This window comes from Clostridium tarantellae (genome assembly GCF_009295725.1).
In the GTDB taxonomy this organism is placed as follows: Bacteria; Bacillota; Clostridia; order Clostridiales; family Clostridiaceae; genus Sarcina; species Sarcina tarantellae.
In genome coordinates this window covers 1-19,519 of record NZ_WHJC01000035.1, presented here as the reverse complement: position 1 = coordinate 19,519, position 19,519 = coordinate 1, and the positions used below count along the sequence as shown (strand labels likewise).

The 19,519-nt window shown below is 26.3% G+C and carries 17 protein-coding genes and 1 riboswitch; of the genes, 13 read left to right on the top strand and 4 right to left on the bottom strand.

Annotated features, from left to right (window positions below; all coding sequences use genetic code 11):
* Positions 1 to 104: 104 nt before the first annotated feature.
* Positions 105 to 1,124 (top strand): aldose epimerase family protein, encoded by a 1,020-nt coding sequence (locus GBZ86_RS04670; RefSeq protein WP_152888220.1) that lies wholly within the window; start codon positions 105 to 107, stop codon positions 1,122 to 1,124.
* 50 nt (positions 1,125 to 1,174) lie between these two features.
* Here GBZ86_RS04670 and mglC read toward each other — a convergent pair whose 3' ends face one another.
* From mglC to mglB, 3 genes are all read right to left on the bottom strand, one after another.
* Positions 1,175 to 2,185, bottom strand: a complete 1,011-nt coding sequence (gene mglC / locus GBZ86_RS04665; RefSeq protein WP_152888218.1) for a galactose/methyl galactoside ABC transporter permease MglC — start codon at positions 2,183 to 2,185, stop codon at positions 1,175 to 1,177.
* Positions 2,186 to 2,204: 19 nt separating this feature from the next.
* Positions 2,205 to 3,728, bottom strand: a complete 1,524-nt coding sequence (gene mglA, locus GBZ86_RS04660; protein ID WP_152888216.1) for a galactose/methyl galactoside ABC transporter ATP-binding protein MglA — start codon at positions 3,726 to 3,728, stop codon at positions 2,205 to 2,207.
* Between the two features lie 70 nt (positions 3,729 to 3,798).
* On the bottom strand, positions 3,799 to 4,869 hold the full coding sequence (gene mglB, locus GBZ86_RS04655) for a galactose/glucose ABC transporter substrate-binding protein MglB (RefSeq protein ID WP_152888214.1): 1,071 nt from the start codon (positions 4,867 to 4,869) through the stop codon (positions 3,799 to 3,801).
* Between the two features lie 273 nt (positions 4,870 to 5,142).
* On the opposite strand from mglB, the gene GBZ86_RS04650 reads away from it, so the two are divergent.
* The 10 genes from GBZ86_RS04650 to GBZ86_RS04605 all read left to right on the top strand — a co-directional run bounded on the left by GBZ86_RS04650 (position 5,143) and on the right by GBZ86_RS04605 (position 17,057).
* Positions 5,143 to 6,168, top strand: coding sequence for a LacI family DNA-binding transcriptional regulator (locus GBZ86_RS04650; RefSeq protein ID WP_152888212.1), 1,026 nt, complete (start codon positions 5,143 to 5,145; stop codon positions 6,166 to 6,168).
* 40 nt (positions 6,169 to 6,208) lie between these two features.
* Positions 6,209 to 6,318: riboswitch (TPP riboswitch) on the top strand.
* Between the two features lie 79 nt (positions 6,319 to 6,397).
* Positions 6,398 to 7,201, top strand: a complete 804-nt coding sequence (gene thiD, locus GBZ86_RS04645) for a bifunctional hydroxymethylpyrimidine kinase/phosphomethylpyrimidine kinase (protein WP_152888210.1) — start codon at positions 6,398 to 6,400, stop codon at positions 7,199 to 7,201.
* 97 nt (positions 7,202 to 7,298) lie between these two features.
* Positions 7,299 to 8,096 carry a hydroxyethylthiazole kinase gene (gene thiM, locus GBZ86_RS04640; RefSeq protein WP_152888208.1) on the top strand — a complete coding sequence of 266 codons (798 nt, stop codon included), beginning with the start codon at positions 7,299 to 7,301 and terminating at the stop codon, positions 8,094 to 8,096.
* On the top strand, positions 8,086 to 8,706 hold the full coding sequence (gene thiE / locus GBZ86_RS04635) for a thiamine phosphate synthase (protein ID WP_152888206.1): 621 nt from the start codon (positions 8,086 to 8,088) through the stop codon (positions 8,704 to 8,706). The genes thiM and thiE overlap by 11 nt, the downstream gene beginning before the upstream one ends.
* A gap of 82 nt (positions 8,707 to 8,788) precedes the next feature.
* Positions 8,789 to 9,556 (top strand): hypothetical protein, encoded by a 768-nt coding sequence (locus tag GBZ86_RS04630; RefSeq protein ID WP_152888204.1) that lies wholly within the window; start codon positions 8,789 to 8,791, stop codon positions 9,554 to 9,556.
* A 146-nt stretch (positions 9,557 to 9,702) separates the two neighbouring features.
* Positions 9,703 to 10,485, top strand: a complete 783-nt coding sequence (locus GBZ86_RS04625) for a hypothetical protein (protein WP_152888202.1) — start codon at positions 9,703 to 9,705, stop codon at positions 10,483 to 10,485.
* A gap of 189 nt (positions 10,486 to 10,674) precedes the next feature.
* Positions 10,675 to 12,444, top strand: a complete 1,770-nt coding sequence (gene recQ, locus GBZ86_RS04620) for a DNA helicase RecQ (protein WP_152888200.1) — start codon at positions 10,675 to 10,677, stop codon at positions 12,442 to 12,444.
* 131 nt (positions 12,445 to 12,575) lie between these two features.
* A complete protein-coding gene (locus GBZ86_RS04615; RefSeq protein WP_152888199.1) occupies positions 12,576 to 14,498 on the top strand; it encodes a PrkA family serine protein kinase in 1,923 nt (640 codons plus the stop codon).
* Positions 14,499 to 14,504: 6 nt separating this feature from the next.
* On the top strand, positions 14,505 to 15,689 hold the full coding sequence (yhbH, locus tag GBZ86_RS04610) for a sporulation protein YhbH (protein WP_152888197.1): 1,185 nt from the start codon (positions 14,505 to 14,507) through the stop codon (positions 15,687 to 15,689).
* Positions 15,690 to 15,704: 15 nt separating this feature from the next.
* A complete protein-coding gene (locus GBZ86_RS04605) occupies positions 15,705 to 17,057 on the top strand; it encodes a SpoVR family protein (protein ID WP_152888195.1) in 1,353 nt (450 codons plus the stop codon).
* A 98-nt stretch (positions 17,058 to 17,155) separates the two neighbouring features.
* On the opposite strand, the gene pssA is transcribed toward GBZ86_RS04605, so the two are convergent.
* Positions 17,156 to 17,677 (bottom strand): CDP-diacylglycerol--serine O-phosphatidyltransferase, encoded by a 522-nt coding sequence (gene pssA / locus GBZ86_RS04600; RefSeq protein WP_152888193.1) that lies wholly within the window; start codon positions 17,675 to 17,677, stop codon positions 17,156 to 17,158.
* A gap of 309 nt (positions 17,678 to 17,986) precedes the next feature.
* Here pssA and GBZ86_RS04595 point away from each other — a divergent pair, with 309 nt between their 5' ends.
* Both GBZ86_RS04595 and GBZ86_RS04590 read left to right on the top strand, forming a co-directional pair.
* A complete protein-coding gene (locus GBZ86_RS04595) occupies positions 17,987 to 18,868 on the top strand; it encodes a YegS/Rv2252/BmrU family lipid kinase (protein ID WP_327444085.1) in 882 nt (293 codons plus the stop codon).
* A gap of 54 nt (positions 18,869 to 18,922) precedes the next feature.
* The coding region (locus GBZ86_RS04590) for a hypothetical protein (protein ID WP_152888191.1) at positions 18,923 to 19,519 on the top strand (597 nt) is incomplete at its 3' end.

Sequence of the window (19,519 nt, the reverse complement as noted above, 5' to 3'; positions counted from 1 at the left end):
CATTAATCATTTACAATTTATTTAGTAAAAAAATAGTAAAAAATTGATTTAAACAAATAAAATTGATAAAATTAATTATAAATATTTTCAAATGGAGGATTAAAATGGATTATAATAAAAAAGAATTAAAAATTTTTAGATTAACTAATAAAAATGGTATGCTAGTAGAAATATTAAATTTGGGTGGAATAATAATTAAAATAATGGTACCAGATAAAGATGGAATATTAGAAAATGTAGTTTTAGCATATAAAAATATAGAAGACTATTTTTATAATCCTTCTAGTTTTGGGTGTATTGTAGGAAGAACTGCTGGAAGAATTGGAAATGCTAATGTATGTATAGAAGGAGTAAAATATAATTTTGCAAAAAACAACAATGGTAATTGCTTGCATGGGGGTAATGAAGGATTTAGTAAAAAGTTTTGGAGGGGGAGTGTAGAAAAGAATAAAGATAATTCTAAAGTAATATTAACATATAAAAGTAATGATGGAGAAGAAGGATATCCAGGAAATTTAGATATTACAGTTATTTATGAATTAAATAATAATAATGAACTGTCTATAATTTATAAAGGAATTACAGATAAAGATACTATAGTTAATTTGACTAATCATTCATATTTTAATTTATCTGGAAATAATAAAAATAATATTTTAAATGAAGAATTATTGGTAAATTCAAATAAAATTTGTGAATTAGATGAAGATTTAATTCCAACAGGTAATTTTATTAAAGTAAAAGATACCCCTTTTGATTTTACATCATTTAAGAATATAGGAAAAGATATAGAAGATAATAATATTCAATTAAAATATGGAAATGGATATGATCATCCTTGGGTTTTAAATAAAAATGAAAAGGTAGCTGCTACCTTATATGATCCTGTTTCTGCAAGATGTATGGATGTAATAACTAATCAAAAGGCTTTGGTTATATATTCTATGAATTTTCCAGATAAATTAATATTGGAGAATAATAAAGTAGCAAATAAAAGACAAGCTATTTGTTTTGAGGCACAAGGATTACCAATAGGTTATAATGATTGTTTTATTGAAGATACTATTTTAAAAGTAGAAGAGGAATATAACAATAAAACCATATTTAAATTCTACACAAAATAAAATATGTAAAGTAAAAAGGAGAGGTTTAAAATCTCTCCTTAATTTTAATATTATTTTTTCTTTGTATATTTTCTCATATCTATAGCAACTGCACATATTATTATTAAGCCTTTAACTATAAACTGTAAGTATGGATTTACACCTATGAATGCAAGACCATAGTTTATAACTTGGAATATTAGAACTCCTATTATAATACCAGGAACTGTTCCAACTCCACCAGAAAGAGAAACTCCTCCTACAACGCAGGCTGCTATAGCATCAAATTCATACATATTACCAGTATTATTTGTAGCACTACCAACACGACCAGCTTCTAAAGCACCAGCAAAACCATATAATAAACCAGCAAACATATAAACTAAAACTAAACCTTTAACTACATTAACACCTGATACTACAGCGGCTTCTTTATTACCACCTATAGCGTACATATTTTTACCAAATTTAGTTTTGTTCCATAAAGTCCAAACTATAGCTGTTACTATTAATGCAAAGATTAATAAATTAGGTATTTTTGCTGTATTTCCAATTACCATTTGAGTAAAGTTTTCGCTTAATCCTCCAATTGGTTGAGCTCCATATGGTGGTCTATCAAAGTAGATAGAAGTTGAACCATAAACTATGATTTGCATACCCATTGTTACTATAAATGGAGGTACATTAAATTTTGCAACTATAAAACCATTAAGTATACCTATTATAGCAACAATAATCATAACTAAAAGTATAGGAACTATTATAGGTAATTCCTTAATATCAGGATACATCTTATATGCATAATCTGCAGATTGAAGTAAAGAAGCTGATACAACTGCAGCAAGTCCTACACAACGTCCAGCTGAAAGGTCAGTTCCCCCAGTTATTAATATTCCTCCTATACCAAGAGCAATTATTATACGTGTTGATGATTGTGATAAAATATTAGTAAAGTTTTTTAATGATAAAAAAGATGGCTCAAGTACAACTATTAATACTAAAAGTGCTAATAATACTAAAAATATAGCATTATCCATAAACCATTGAGCATTTATTTTTTTATTTAAGCTCTTATTTGCCATAACTAATTCCCCCTAATTATTATAGATATTTTGCAGAAAGTTGCATAATTTCTTCTTGTGTTGTAGTAGAAGCATCAACTATTCCAGCAACTCTACCATTACTCATAACTAAAATCCTATCTGAAACTCCAAGTAATTCAGGCATTTCAGAAGAAACCATTATAATTCCTTTTCCCTCTTCAGCTAAATTATTAATAAGTTGATAAATTTCATATTTGGCTCCTACGTCAATACCACGAGTAGGCTCATCAAGCATTAATACTTCAGGAGATCTTAAAAGCCATCTACCTATGATAACTTTTTGTTGGTTACCACCAGATAATGTTCCTATTAATGTTTTTTGTGATGGTGTTTTAACTTTCATAGAATCTATAACCCATTGAGTATCATCACCTATCTTTTTATCAGAAAGAAGCTTTGTAGGTGTTTTATATCTATCTAAGTTTGATATTATGGTATTAAAAGTTATTGGTAGTAATGGGAAAAGACCTGTTTCTCTTCTTTCTTCAGTAACAAGGGCAAATCCATTTTCCATAGCCTTATAAGGTTTATTATTATTTAAAACTTTTCCATGAAGAGTTATAGTACCAGAAGAAATAGCTCTAATTCCAAAAAGTGATTCAAGAATTTCAGTTCTTTTTGAACCAACTAATCCTGCAACACCTAAAACCTCTCCCTTTCTTAATTCAAAACTAACATCTTTTAGAGACGGTTGAATAAGACATGTAAGATTTTCTACACTTAATATTACTTCACCAGGTTTATGATTTTTAGGTGGAAAACGATTAGTTAATTCTCTACCAACCATAAGTTGAATAATTTTATCCATGTTTAAATTACTAGCAAGTTCTGTAGCAACCCATTGACCATCTCTCATAATAGTAATATCATCAGAGATTTGAAGGATTTCTTCCATTTTGTGAGATATGTAGATTATACTAATACCTCTATCTCTAAGTTTGTTTATTATTTTAAATAAATGAGCAACTTCTTTTTCTGTTAATGAAGATGTAGGCTCGTCCATAACTATAATTTTTGAATCATAAGAAACAGCCTTAGATATTTCTATCATTTGCATTTGAGATACAGATAAAGTATTAACTTTTACTCTTGGGTCAATATTAATATCTAATTCTTTAAAGATTTTGGACGTTTCATTATACATTTGTTTTTCATCTATAAAAGGTCCTTTGTGAGGGTATCTTCCAAGCCAAAGATTATCCATAACATTTCTTTGTCTAACCTGATTTAATTCTTGGTGAACCATTGAAACACCATTATCTAGAGCATGCTTAGAACTTGTAAAATTCGTTTTTTCACCATTAATTAGAATTTGTCCTTTATCAGCGTGATAAATACCAAATAAACATTTCATTAATGTAGATTTACCAGCACCATTTTCACCCATAAGAGCATGAACTGTACCTTTTCTAACCTTTAACGTAACATTATCTAAAGCTTTTACACCAGGGAATTGCTTGGAGATATTAAGCATTTCTAAAATGTAATCAGTATTATTGGATTTTGAAGAATTTTTTTTCATTTTTCTTATACCTCCTTTTTGCCAAGAGGATATACTTAAAAAGTATATCTTCTTGGATATTTAAGATTTATTATTTATAAGTTTCCTCAGCAATATTTACATTTGCTTTATTAATTCCAACATAAGGTACACGAACAGCTTTTTTATCATCTAATTTTGATTCAGTTCCTTCTAATGGATCTTTTCCATTAGCTACATTAACAGCTAAGTTAACTACAGCTTCAGCTTGTCCTTTTGAATCGTTTAATACAGAACCGGCTATTTTATCAGCTTTTATTTTCTCTAAAACCTCAGGAATTGCATCAACTCCATAAATAGGAATATTATAACCAGCTTTTTCAATAGAAGATAAAGCTCCTAAAGCCATACCATCATTATTACAAATAACTAACTCTATAGCTTCACCACTTTTAGATACCCATGCATCCATTTTTTCAGTAGCTTTAGCAGCATCCCACATACCAGTATCTATAGCTAATTCTTCAGTATCTATTCCAGCATTTTTAAATTCTTCTACTGAATATTGAGTACGAGCTTCAGCATCAGGATGTCCAGGTTCTCCTTTTAACATAACGTATTGAACCTTTCCATCACCGTTTTTATCCCATTCAGGATTAGCCTTCCAATCATCTATCATTAATTTTCCTTGAATAACTCCAGATTCTTTTGAATCAGTTCCAACATACCAAACTTTATCATAGCTTTTCATTACATTTTCATCTGGTTCTTTGTTGAAGAAAACAACAGGTAAATCATTTTGTTTAGCTTTTTCTATAACACTTGGTGCGGCTTTTGGATCAACTAAATTTATAGCTAAAACGTTAACACCTTTAGCAATCATAGTATCAATTTGCTCTAATTGTTTAGCTTGGTCATTTTGAGAATCATTTATTATTAAATCAACATCCTTTGATTTAACAGCTTTTTCTATACCTCTACGTAAATAAGACATGAAGTTATCATCATATTTGTAGATAGTAGCTCCAATTTTAATCTTGTCTCCTTTTTTATTATTTTCTGTAGATTCACTTGAAGAACCTGAAGCATTGGAATCTCCAGATTTATCAGAGTCTCCACAACCTATTAATGTTCCCATAGATAATGTAGCAACTAAAAATAATGCTAAACTTCTTTTTTTCATTATAACCCCTCCATATATATCCTTTTAATTTTATACAAAAATGTTTTAAAATGTAAATTGTAAAAGTTTACCTTAATTATATCAAAAGAAATAATAAATGCAAATATTTTTTAGTAAAAAATAGTTAAAAAAATAAAAAAATATAAATTAATGTTAAAATTATACAAAAATTTGAAAAAAGGTTATATAATAGTAATTATAACAATGTAAATTTAATTTTAAAATAAAAATTTTAGTAAAAGTTTTATTATTGTGTAACTTAGGAGGGGGAATATGGCTACAATTAAAGATATTGCAATTAAAGCAGGCGTATCTATTGCTACGGTTTCAAGAGTTCTTAATTTAGATGACACATTAAATGTATCAGAAACTACAAGGAAAAAAGTTTTAGAAGTAGCTGAAGAATTAAATTATGTAACTATTAAAGAAAGAAAAAGTAAAATAAGAACGTATACATTAGGAATAATTTATTGGTATACAGAATTACAGGAACTAAATGATCCATATTTTTTATCTATAAGAATGTCAGTAGAAAAAAGATGTAATGATTTAGCAATAAATTTTAAATCCATAGATTTTCAAAGAGTTTTAAAAGGAGTTGCTAAAGATTATAATGATTTAGATGGGATATTAGCTATTGGAATATTTTCAGAAACAGATATAGAAAAAATGAAAGAATTAACTAATAATATAATTTTTGTTGATTCATCTCCAAATGAATGGAAATATGATTCTATTGTGGTAGATTTTAAAAGTGGAGTTATTAATGCTTTAAATTATTTATGCAAATTAGGTCATAGAAATATTGGATATATAGGTGGAGTTTCTATGCCACATAATGGAATTTTAAGTAATAAAAATATAGATTATAGAGAAAAAACTTATATAGAATATATGTGTGCTATAGAAAATTATCATAAAGAATGGATATTTAAAGGACGATTTTTACCGCAATATGGATATGAATTAATGAAAGAAGCTTTAAAGCTTAAAAATTTTCCTACAGCATTTTTTATAGCTAGTGATCCAATGGCTATTGGGGCATATAAAGCACTTTTTGAAGAAGGATATAATGTACCAAAGGATGTAAGTATAATTGCCTTTGATGATATATATACAGCTCAATTTTTAACACCACCTTTGACAACCATTAAAGTATTTACTGATTTTATGGGACAAACAGCTGTAGATACTTTAATAGAAAAAATAAAAACTAATAGAAATATGTGTAAAAAAATAGTTTTACCTATAAAATTGATAGAAAGGAAAAGTTGTGAAAAATTACACAATTTGTTGTAGAATTAATAAATTTTTGGTAAACTAATAATAATTAAATACAATTTAAAGCTAGGGGTGCTAGTTTATGCTGGCTGAGATAAAGAACTTAATTCTTGAACCCTTTAACCTGATCTGGGTAAAGCCAGCGTAGGGAAGCCTTAATGAATTTATATGAATAATATTATAATTTTCACAGGTTTAGCTCTATGCTAAACCTGTTTTTATTTTTTAAATCAAAGGAGGAAAATAAATGTTTAATGCATTAACAATAGCTGGTTCAGATAGTTGTGGAGGTGCTGGAATTCAAGCAGATTTAAAAGCTTTTTCAGCAAATGGTGTATATGGAATGAGTGTAATCACAGCTATTACAGCTCAAAATACTCAAGGGGTATTTGGAATAATGGATGTAGAGCCAAATATTATTACTAAACAAATAGAAGTTATTTTTGAAGATATAAAAGTGGGTAGTATAAAGATTGGAATGGTATCAAAGATAGAATCTATAAAAGCTATAGGAAAAACTTTAAGAAATTATAAAAATTTACCTCCAATTATTTTAGATCCCGTAATGATTTCAAAAAGTGGATTTAATTTATTATCAGTAGATGCTAAAGAAGCTTTAATAGAGGAATTAATACCTTTAGCCACTTTAATAACTCCTAATTTACCAGAAGCAGAAGCTTTATTAGAAAGAAAAATAGAAACTATTGATGAAATGAAGGAAGCGGCTAAAGACATTTTAAAAATGGGACCTAAATATGTTCTTATAAAAGGTGGACATCTAAAAGAAGATGCTACGGATTTATTTTATGATGGAGAAAGTATTACATTATTTCCACAAGAAAGATTAAAAACAATACATACTCACGGAACAGGTTGTACACTATCGTCAACTATAGCAGCAAATTTATCTAAAGGAATGACAATGAAAGAAGCTGTTGGCAGTGCTAAAGAATATGTAACTGGAGCTATAAAATATGGTTTTAAGTTAGGGAAAGGTGTAGGGCCAACACATCATTTTTATAAATTTTATAAAGATGGTATTAACAATTAAATTTGAAAAAAATAATAGAAAAGGAGAAGTTGTCAATTCTATAAATTACATTAGTGGTTATAGATATTTTAAGTGTTTTGGCAACGAATATTGCAATATGTTAAATAAAAAGAAAAATCCTTTAATTCATATGATAACTAATACGGTTACTATTAATGATTTAGCACAAGTAGCTTTATGCTATGGAGGAAGACCTATAATGGCTATAAATCATGAAGAAATGGAAGAAATAATATCAGTATCTAATGGATTATTAATTAATATAGGAACTTTAGAACCTTATACTATTGAATCTATGAAACTTGCATTAGAATGTGCATTAAAAAGAAAAGTACCTAGAGTTATTGATCCAGTAGGAGTACAAGCATCTAAAATAAGAAGAAATTTAATTAATGATTTTATTGATAATTATAAACCTCATTTAATAAAAGGAAATTTAGCAGAAATAAAAATATTAATAGGAGAAGAGATTAATTCTACAGGAGTAGATTCTTATGAAAATAATATTTCTAAATCTTTAAAGGAAAAGATAATGAATTATTCAAAAGAAAAAAATACTATAATAATTGCTACGGGAAAAACAGATTTTATAACAGATGGACAAAGATCTGTTTTTATAAATAATGGAGTTTCTATGATGGGTGATATAACAGGAACAGGTTGTATGCTTGGAGCATTAGTAACTATAGCTTTAAGTTTTTATAAAGATTATAATAAATCTTTTGAAGAAGTAGTTAAAGTTGTTACTGCCTGGGGTATATGTGGTGAAAAGGCTAAAGAAAGCTTAAAAGATGGTGAAGGATTAATGACATTTAAAACAAAATTATTAGATAATATTTCATTAATAACAGATGAAGAAATAAATAAGAAAGGAAAAATAATTTATGAATGTTAAAGGTAAAAAATTATACTTAGTAACAGATTATAATATGGAGTTTAATAAGTTATTAAGTAAGGTTGAAGAGGCATTAAAAGGTGGGGTATCTATAGTTCAATATAGGGCAAAAAACAAAACTACAAGAAAAATGTGTAAAGAAGCTTTACTATTAAAAGAATTAAGTCATAAGTATAAAGCATTATTTATTGTAAATGATAGACTAGATGTAGCTTTAGTTGTAGATGCTGATGGAATACATGTAGGGCAAGATGATATGGAAGTTTATAAGATAAAGGAGATTTTGCCTAAGGATAAAATTATAGGAGTTAGTGTACATGATTTAGAAGAAACTAGAATTGCTATAGAACAAGGTGCGGATTATATAGGAGTAGGAGCACTTTACAATACTAACACTAAAAATAATGCAAAAATAGTGTCATTAGAAATGCTAAAAAAAATAAGAAAAAAAAGTTCTATACCTATATATGGAATAGGAGGTTTGACAGTAAATAATTTAACTAAAACATTAAGAGAGACTTTAGATGGGATAGCTATAGTATCAGAAATATTATTAGCCAAAAATGCTACAGATAAGGCTAAAGACTTATTAAATTGTATGAAAAATTAATAATTTTAGTGAACATATTATAATAAAAGTATCTATAATATATTAGCAAGATACTCTTGACTAAATTTTTAGGTGAGTGCTGATGAAATATATAGATTTTTTAAATAATAGTTTAGTATCTATTAAAATGAAAATTTTTTATTATGTGCCAGGAAAGCAAGGGATTCAATCTACTGAAAGTCCTATTATTAAAACAGGAATTTATAAAACAGTTTCTATGCCAGATAACACTTATTCTATTTTAATTAGAATGTTTTTTGAAGACTCTAAAGGATTATGGAAAGAATTTGGTAATACTAGTTTAGCATCTGCTATAAATAAATGTTATGAAATTTTTGGTTCGGAATCTAAGATTAATTTTCATGAAATAGATTGTTCAAAATTAAGAGGATTTAATTATGCTTATTTTGTAAATAAGAGTGAAAATTTATTAAAAGGCGTTTTAAGTTATACCCTTAAAAGAGAAAGTTATAAAGAAGAAACAAAAGAGATAAAAAAATATAAAGAAGTATTTTTAAATATTCCAGCAGATGCAACAAATATTATTTTTACACTTTTTGTATTAGAAAAAAAGACATTTTCAAAAGATGTATGGCATCAAATTATAAATGAAAGAATAGCAGGGAGAATACCTAAGGTTTGCTATGAAATAACAGGTAAATGGCCTAATATTATAGCTAAAAAAATCCAATGTCCACCAGAAAATTCAGTAGAAACTCTTTTAGGATTCAATGGCAGTACAAATGAAAATAATTTAAACCCTGAAAATACAAAAATAATAAAAAAAACTTGTAGTTGTTGTAGAAAATGTTGTTGTAATAGATGCTGTTATTATAATAACAAATGTTAATTTAATAGTTAATGGATAAAACAAACATAATAAAATATTTTGAATTTTATTATGTTTGTTTTTATTGTTAATGAACATATTATAATTAAAATATCTATAATATATTAGCAAGAAAAATCTTGACTATTTTTTTTAGGTGAGTATAGATGAAGTATATAGAAGTTTTAAATAGTAGTTTAATGACTATTAGTTTTTCTGTTATTTATCTTGAAGTAGGGCAAAAGGTTCCAGTTAAAAAGGATACACCTTTATTTAAAATGGGTAATTATAAAACAATAGCAATACCAGATAATTGTATTTCAATTACTCTTAAAGTGAGGCAAGAAAAATCTCCAGGAAAGATAGTGGACCTTTTAACAAAAGGAATAGCTAAGGCAGATAATAGATGTTTTGAAGTTTTTGGATGGAGTGATAAACCAGGATTTCAAGAAATAGATTGTAAGGGACTAGTGAATTTAAGTTATTTTTATTTTAGAAATGAAAGTAAAAATATTACAAAAGGAACATTCATTTATACAATAGATAAACAAGGATATGTAGAAAAATCAAATAATATTATACCGGGAATGGGAATGTCTTTTATTATTCCAAATGCAGCAACAAATATGCAAATAACTTTAAGTGTGTTGGAGAAAAGTGGTAAGGATATTTGGCATGATGTTTTAGTAGATCAAATAGCCGCTAGACCTATAAGGAGATGTTATTCTATTACAGGTCAATGGCCCAATGTAAAAAGTGGCATAATTCCTTGTCCAACAATGACGGTTGGTAGTAGTGATATTGTAAATGAGTTATTAGAAAATAGAAATACAAATGAAGTGATGATTAATAACAAATCTATAGATGATGCTATTAATAATCCTATTGAATTATCATGTAAAAAATATTGTTGTAAAAAATGTTACTGTAAAAGATGTTGCTATAGATAAAATTTCTAAAAGATATAATTATTAAAACTCTTAAAATTATAAATAGAATTATAAAGTTATGATTTATAAAAATAAATTAAAAATCATAACTTTTTATATAAATTAATTATTTTAAGGTTTATAAAAAGTTGTATGAATTAAATGAAAAATATATAATTAAATAAAAAAATTTAAAAGTAGGAGACTATTATGAATTCACCTATTAAAGTTTTAAATAATGTTTTTGGATATAAAAGTTTTAGAGAAGGACAGTTTTATATAATAAGTAGAATATTAAATAAAGAAGATATTTTTTGCATACTTCCTACTGGAGCAGGTAAATCTATATGTTATCAAATACCTGCATATATTTTTCCTAATTTAACAGTGGTTATATCACCTTTAATAGCATTGATGAAAGATCAAGTAGACAATATAAATAATATAGGAATAAAAGCTTCATATATTAATAGTACACAATCTTTAGATGAAATAAAAAGTATAATAAATAAATGTATAAAAAATGAAATCAAATTATTATATATATCACCTGAACGATTAAAAAATAAATATTTTTTAGATATAATAAAAAATTTAGAAATTAGCCAAGTAGCAATAGATGAAGCTCACTGTGTTTCTATGTGGGGGCATGATTTTAGAGAAAGTTATAGATCTATAGCGCCTTTTATAAAGCTTTTAAAATGTAAACCAGTTATAACATGTTTTACAGCTACGGCTACTAATGAGGTTAAAGAAGATGCTATAAATTTATTAGCATTAAAGAATCCTTACATATATGAAGGAAGTTTTAGTAGAGATAATTTACAAATAAATATTCATAAAGAAGAAGATAAACTTGAATTTATTAAAGATTTTTTAAGAGAAAGTGAAGAAGAGTCAGGCATAATTTATTGTTCTACTAAAAAAGATGTAGATGGTTTATATAATTATTTACTTCAATTTGATTTTAAAGTTAGTAAATATCATGGTGGACTTAGAGAAAAAGAAAAAGAATTTTTTCAAGAAGAATTTTTAAATGAAGAAAAAAATATTATGATAGCTACAAATGCTTTTGGTATGGGAATAGATAAATCTAATATAAGATATATAATACACTTTACATTGTCTAAAAGTTTAGAAAATTATTATCAAGAAATTGGAAGAGCGGGAAGAGATGGTGAATTAGCTAAATGTCATCTTTTATATAATAGAGAAGATATTAAAGTTTTAGAATATTTAATATATTCAACTTCTAAATTTAACACATTAGAAAATGGAATGAAAAAATTACAAAATATTATAGATTTTTGTGAATGGGATGGATGTTATAAAAATTATATATTAAAATATTTTGGTGAGTTAGGCAGTGAATATTGTAATAGCTGTAGCAATTGTTTAAAAAATGATGAGCTAAGGAATATGACTGTAGAAGCACAAAAAATTTTATCATGTATATATAGAACAAAAGAATCAGTAGGACAAAGTGTTTTAATAGATATATTAAGAGGTATAAAAGGTCCTAAAATTGAAGCAAACAAATTTTATCAGTTATCAACATTTGCTATTATGAAAGAGTATTCTAATGGAATATTAAAAGATATTATAAAAGCTTTAATAGAAAATAAATATTTAGATAGAAAAGAAAATACCTATTCTATGTTTCATTTAAATGATAAATCTATTAATATTTTAAAAGGAAAAGAAAAGGTTATGTTAAAGTTAGAAAAAAATAGTGAAGAAATATGTAAAAATGAAAAGTTATTTAAAAAACTTAGAATTCTTAGAAAAGATTTAGCAAAAAGAGAAAATGTTAAGCCATATATAATTTTTACAGATTCTATCCTTATAGACATTAGCAATAAATTACCTGAAAATAAAGATGAGTTAATAGATATTAAGGGATTAGGAGAGAAAAAAATTAAAAAATATGGAATGTTTGTATTAACAGCAGTAAGAGATTATAAAAGACAAAAAAATTAAATAGGTAAACTAGAATACAAAGAATTTAAAAACATAAATTTTTTTTGTATTCTAGTTTATTTTTTTATTTAAATAAGGAATAGATGATAAAGGTATATGAATATATTTAAAGTAACAAGGGGGGATTGTTAATGAATTTTATAGAATTTATACAGAACGATAGGGAGAAGCATAATAAGCATAAATTTGAGGGAACATTTTTAGAATATTTAGAACTACTAAAAAATAATCCTGATATAGCAAAACTTTCTCATGAAAGAATTTATAATCTTATTATAGAAAAGGGAAGTGAGGTTTTAAAACCAGAAGAAAACCCTAAATTTAAGAAGATATACGGAAATGAAAAAATTAAAGTTTATAATTTTTTCAAAGATGATTTTTATGGTATAGATAAAGTTATTATGAAATTAATGAATTACTTTTATTCAGCATCTATGAAGGGAGAAGAATCAAGACAAGTTTTATATTTAGTTGGTCCAGTAGGGGCAGGTAAATCTTCTTTAGTAGAAGCTTTAAAAAAGGCATTAGAAACAGCAGAACCTATATATACTTTAAAAGGATGTCCAATGCATGAAGAGCCAGTACATTTAATTCCTAAACATTTAAGAAAGAATTTTGAAGAAATGCTAGGTGTTCAAATAGAGGGAGATTTATGTCCAGTTTGTAGATATAGGCTAATGAATGAGTATAAAGGGCAGTACGAAGATTTTCCAGTAGAAACTAAAGGTTTTTCTATTCGTTCAAGAAAAGGAATTGGAGTAGTACCACCAGTAGATCCTAATAATCAAGATACTTCAATATTAACTGGTTCAATAGACATATCTAAAATGGATATGTATGCTGAAGATGATCCAAGAATTTTTTCATTAAATGGTGCTTTTAATGTTGGAAATAGAGGATTAGTAGAATTTATAGAAGTATTTAAAAATGATGTAGAATATTTACACACAATAATTACTGCTACTCAAGAAAAATCAATACCATCTCCTGGAAAAGGTTCTATGATATATTTTGATGGACTTATAATAGCACATTCAAATGAAGCAGAGTGGAATAAATTTAAGTCTGATCATACTAATGAAGCTATTTTAGATAGAATTGTAAAGATAGAAGTTCCATATTGTTTAGAGCTTAGTGAAGAACAAAAAATTTATGAAAAAATATTAAAGAAATCTAATTTTAGAGCACATATATCTCCTCATTCAATAGAGGTAGCTGCTATGTTCGCTATTTTATCAAGATTAGAATCATCCATGAAAGTTGATCCAATCACCAAATTAAGACTGTATAATGGAGAAGACATAGTAGAAAAAGGTTCTACAAAGAGAATTGATGTTTTAGAATTAAAAGAAGAAGCAGGACCAATGGAAGGAATGAAGGGTATATCCACTAGATTTATAATTAAAGCTATAGATAATGCTTTATCAAGTTCGGAGCATCAATGTATAAATCCTTTAAGCATAATGGAAAGTATAATTAAATCAATTAAAGATTTAGATATTTCACAGGATGATAAGAAGAAGTATTTAGGTTTTATACAAGACACTATTAGAAAAGAATATAATAAAATTCTTGAAAAAGAAATAACAAAGGCATTTATTCATTCCTTTAGAGAGCAGGCTGAAAGCTTATTTAATAATTATTTAGATAATGCGGAAGCTTATGTAAACCAAAATAAACTTAAAGATAATTCAACAGGAGAAGAGTTAAATCCAGATGAGCATTTTATGAGAAGTATAGAAGAACAAATAGGAATATCAGAAGCGTCATCAAAAGGGTTTAGAGCAGATGTAACATCTTATATGTTCTACGTAGTTAGAAGTGGTGCAAAAATTGATTATACTTCATATGAACCTCTAAAAGAAGCTATTGAGAAAAAGTTAACAGCTTCAGTAAAAGATTTATCAAGAATAATAACAAAATCTCGTGTAAGAGATAAGGAACAGGATGAAAAATATAATTCAATGGTTGCTGAAATGCAGAAAAACGGCTATTGTTCACATTGCTGTGATGTAATATTAAAATATGCAGCAAATAATCTATGGAAGGATTAAGGAGCTATGGCCATATTCAGAGATCAGATTGAAAATCAAGTAGAACATGATAGATCTATAGAGGATCGAAGAAGACATAGACAGTTAGTAGAAAAGTCAATTAAAGAAAATTTAGGTGATATATTATCAGAAGAAAGTATAATCGGAGGCTCTAAAAATAAAAAGTTTAAGATTCCTATTAGAGGAATAAAAGAATATCAATTTATATATGGAAAAAATAATAAAGGTGTAACAACAGGTACGGGTGAAGAGCATAGAGGAGATAAAATTGGTAGTACCTCAGAGCAAAAGGGCAAAGGAAATAATGGTGCTGGAAATAATGAAGGTGTAGATATTTATGAAACTGAAATAACTTTAGAAGAATTAATGGACTATATAGTTGAGGATTTAGATTTACCTAATTTAGATAAGAAGAAGTATTCAGAAATAATAGTAGAAACTTCAGGGAGAAAAAGAGGATATCAAAGGTATGGTATAAGACCACGTTTAGCAAAGAAAAAAACTGTTATGGCTAAAATAGCTAGAAAACAAGGAAAAAAAAGAGCTTTATTAGAGCAAAGTAATGAGGGGGATTTAGCTCAAATAGAAAGATTTCCATTTAGAGAAGATGATTTAAGATATTATAAAGTTAAGAAAAAGCCTAAAAAAGAAAGTAACGCGGTAATGATATTTATAATGGATGTATCTGGTTCTATGGATAATTCTAAAAAATATTTAGCTAGGTCATTTTTCTTTGTATTATCAAGATTTTTAAGAAGAAAATATAATAATATAGCTTTTGAATTTGTATCTCATACTACTTCTGCAAAGGTAGTTAATGAATATGAATTTTTTCATAAAGGAGAATCAGGAGGAACGTATATTTCTTCAGGTTTAAATGTAGTATTGGACTTAATAAGGGAAAAATATAATCCGGATATGTGGAATATATACCCGTTTTATGCTTCAGATGGTGATAATTGGAGTGAGGATAATGAAAGAGCTATAAAAGCTGTAAATGAATTATCTGATAAATGTAATATGTTTGGATATATTGAGTTATTACCATCTACTTATTCAACAACAATGTACTATAGATTTGGAAAAGAAATAAATAAGAAAAATTTTGTTTCTGTAATAGTAAAAGAGAAAAAAGATTTATGGAATTCCATAAAGTATATGTTATCACAAGAACTCCAGGATGATAAATAGGAAGGAGTTAAAAATATGGATTACAATTTAAAAGATTTAGAAATGTGGAATGACAAAATTGAGGCAATAGCTAAAAATTTTGGGTTAAATTATTATCCACAAGAGTTTGATATTATTGGCTTTAATGAAATGTTAAGTTATGAAGCTTATGTTGGAATGCCTTCTAGATATCCTCATTGGAGTTATGGAAAGGCATATGAAAAAAATAAAACCTTATATTCTCTTAATATGACAGGATTACCATATGAAATGGTAATAAATTCAAACCCTTGTTTGGCATACTTAATGAAAGATAATACATTACTTTTACAGATATTAACCATAGCTCATGTTTATGGTCATAATGACTTCTTTAAAAATAATAGATTATTTAAAGAAGGTACGAATGCAAATGAAACAATAGAAATGTTTAAATTAGGAGCAGATACTGTACGTTCATATATAAATGATCCTAGTATTGGATATAATCAAGTAGAAACTATACTTGATGCTGCACATGCATTAAGATTTCAAGTTCCAAGAGTAACAGGAATAAAAAGGCTTTCTCAAGAAGAACAACGTAAAAAGATATTAAATGATTTTAATAAAGCAAAAGAAGATAGAAGCATTTTAGAACCTTATGTGGAGATAAGTCCACCTAATGTTTTTAAAAATCCTCTTAATCCTGATGATGATGTATTGCAATTTATAATTGAAAATGGAGACTTAGAAGATTGGGCAAAGACAATTTTACAAATTGTTAGAAGAGAAAGTTTATATTTTTTACCTCAAATTGAAACAAAAATAATGAATGAAGGATGGGCAAGTTATTGGCATTATACCATAGTAAATGAATTAAACTTACCTACGGGACTTCATCTTGAATTTTTAAAAAGACATAATGATGTTGTAGCACCAATATCTTATGGATTAAATCCTTATTATCTAGGTTTTAGAATATTTCAAGATATAGAAAAGAAATATGGTAGAGAAAAAATGTTTGAAGTAAGAGCATTAGAGAGAGATAGTTCATTTATAAGAAAATATCTTACTAAAGAATTATGTGAAGAGTTAAATTTATTTGAATATGCAAAGAAAGGTTTTGACTTTGTTGTTTCTGAAGTTTCTGATGATGATGGATGGAAAAAAATAAGAAACACAATAGCAAATGATTGTGGAGTAGGATCTATTCCATATATAAGAGTTAAAGAATTAAATAAAAAAGATAGAGCATTAAATTTAGAGCATGTATATGATGGCAGAGAATTAGAAGCAACTTATGCTAAAAAAACTTTAAAACATATTAATGATTTATGGAGAAGAAAAGTTACTCTAGAAACTAAAGGAAGAGATGGAGCAGATATGTTATTTATTTGTGATGAAAAATAAAAATAAAGTGTAAGTATGATTTTATACTTACACTTTACTTTTATATAAAAAAGCTTGTTCTTAGAATTGTGAATTAATTCATTAGAACAAGCTTCTTATTAAAATTTTTTCAATTGGAATTTACTAACCATTAAATATGAAAATAGTATCATAAGTATAATTGGTAATACTATATTAGTAGGATGTTTGGCAGTAATCATTATAAATAAAGCCATTACACACCCAGCTATAGTAATAGGTACACCAGTAAATACTCCGCCAAAAGAAGCAGTATTATATCTCGCTAATCTAAAAGCTCCACAAATAGGGAAAATTATAACTAATATATACCCTAAAAATCCATTAGGGCCTAATGAATTAAAATTGTAAAGCATAAAAGTTAATAATGAAGGTGCTACCCCAAATGATACTAAATCTGCTAATGAATCAAGTTCTTTTCCTAAATCACTTGATACATTAAGATAACGAGCTACTCTACCATCATATCTGTCCACAAGACCTGCTATTATTATAAATAAAGCAGCTAGAAAATATTCTTTGTTATAAGTAGCTAATAATGAGAATATACCAAAAGATAGATTTATAAAAGTAAAAATATTTGGTATACTACTTTTTCTCATAGAATCACTCCTAAATTTAAATTTTATTATTTATTTGATTGCTAATGTAAAATAATAAGAAAAATAATAACTTTAGACTTATAAATAGCAATCTAATAAATAATATTTCTTAGTAAAAGTTAATAAAAAAATATATTCATTATACAAGTATACCATAGGTATACAGCAATATGATATAAAAAAATTATAAAAATTTATTTTGTCGACAATAAATAAACCAAGTGATATAATTTTATAATAAAAATATATCATAAATTTTTATTATATGAATTACACTAAAATTACAATAATAATCGGAGGGTATATAAAGTGAAAAAAGTAAGATTTATATATAATCCTTACTCGGGAGAAAATGCAATTTTAAAAGAGTTAGATACTGTTATAAAAATGCATCAAGATAAGGGATATTCTATATTACCTTATAGAATACAAAAAGGCAAAAATGTTATAGAAGCATTAGATATAGTAGATTCAACCTATGAATATATATTAGTAGCTGGAGGAGATGGCACTGTAGATACTGTAGTTAATGCTATGAAGGATAGAAAACTAGATTTGCCAATAGGTATTATACCAGTAGGTACAGCTAATGATTTTGCTAAATTTATAGGATTATCCTCAGATGTAGCAGAAACAGTAAATAAAATTTTAAATTCTACAGCAGTTCCGGTAGATATTGGAAAAGTAAATGATAAATATTTTATTAATGTTCTATCTACAGGTTTATTTACAGACGTTTCGCAAAAAACAGATACAAATTTAAAAAATACTATAGGAAAATTAGCATATTATTTAAAAGGATTGGAAGAACTACCTAATTTCAGAAAATTGAAAGTGAAAATTGGGGCTAATGATAGAGTTTATGATGATCATATGTATTTAATGTTAGTTTTCAATGGTCAAACAGCAGGAAACTTTAAATTAGCTACTAAAGCTGATGCTCAAGACGGCTTCTTAGATGTAGTTGTGTTTAAAGCTTGTCATATTCCAGAATTAATACGAATATTTATAAGGGTTATAAAAGGAGAACATTTAGATGATCCTAGGGTAGAATATATAAAAACAAATGATTTAATTATAGAGTGTGATGAAGACATAGTAACAGATATAGATGGAGAAAAAGGTCCAGACTTTCCTTTGCATGTGCAGTGTGTTAAAGGAGGAATAAAAGTTTTAGGAATAGTGGAATAAAAGGTTAATTTACTTAATAATTATAAGTAACAGAAATATTTAAAGGAGGAAAAAATGCTCAACATATTTCCTTATTATACTATAGTGTTGCTTATAATTTTTTTATGTGTTATTAATTTAAAAGAAAATTTAAAAAATTCACCAGCTAAAATAAAAATATTATTATCAGGGACATTAATTCTTTTATTTTTGAGGTATATTCTTATATTACTTTGTGGATTAATTAATAAGCAAGAATATTTAAATATTATAAAACCATTAAGCTTTCTTTATTTTCTTTACATACCAATAATGATTATTGTATGTTTTTATATATTTTGGAGAAATGATAAGGTTAAATTTACGCAAATTAATGTATTATCATTGTTTTTATTTATTATATATTTAATAGCAATTACATTTTTTAAAACTTATTTTCAAGCATCTTGGCATTATGGTTATATAATTAGAACAGATAATGAAATCTATTTTAAAGGAATTTATATATTAATATTAACAATTATTTTATGTTGCTTTATTTTATGTAAAAAAGGTAATTACTGCAATAATAAAGGTATAGCTTTTTTAATAATAATAGTAGTTTTAATAATTTTAGAAAATGCATTATATTTATTAGGATATTATTATTTTCCTAATTGTATATTAAGTGAA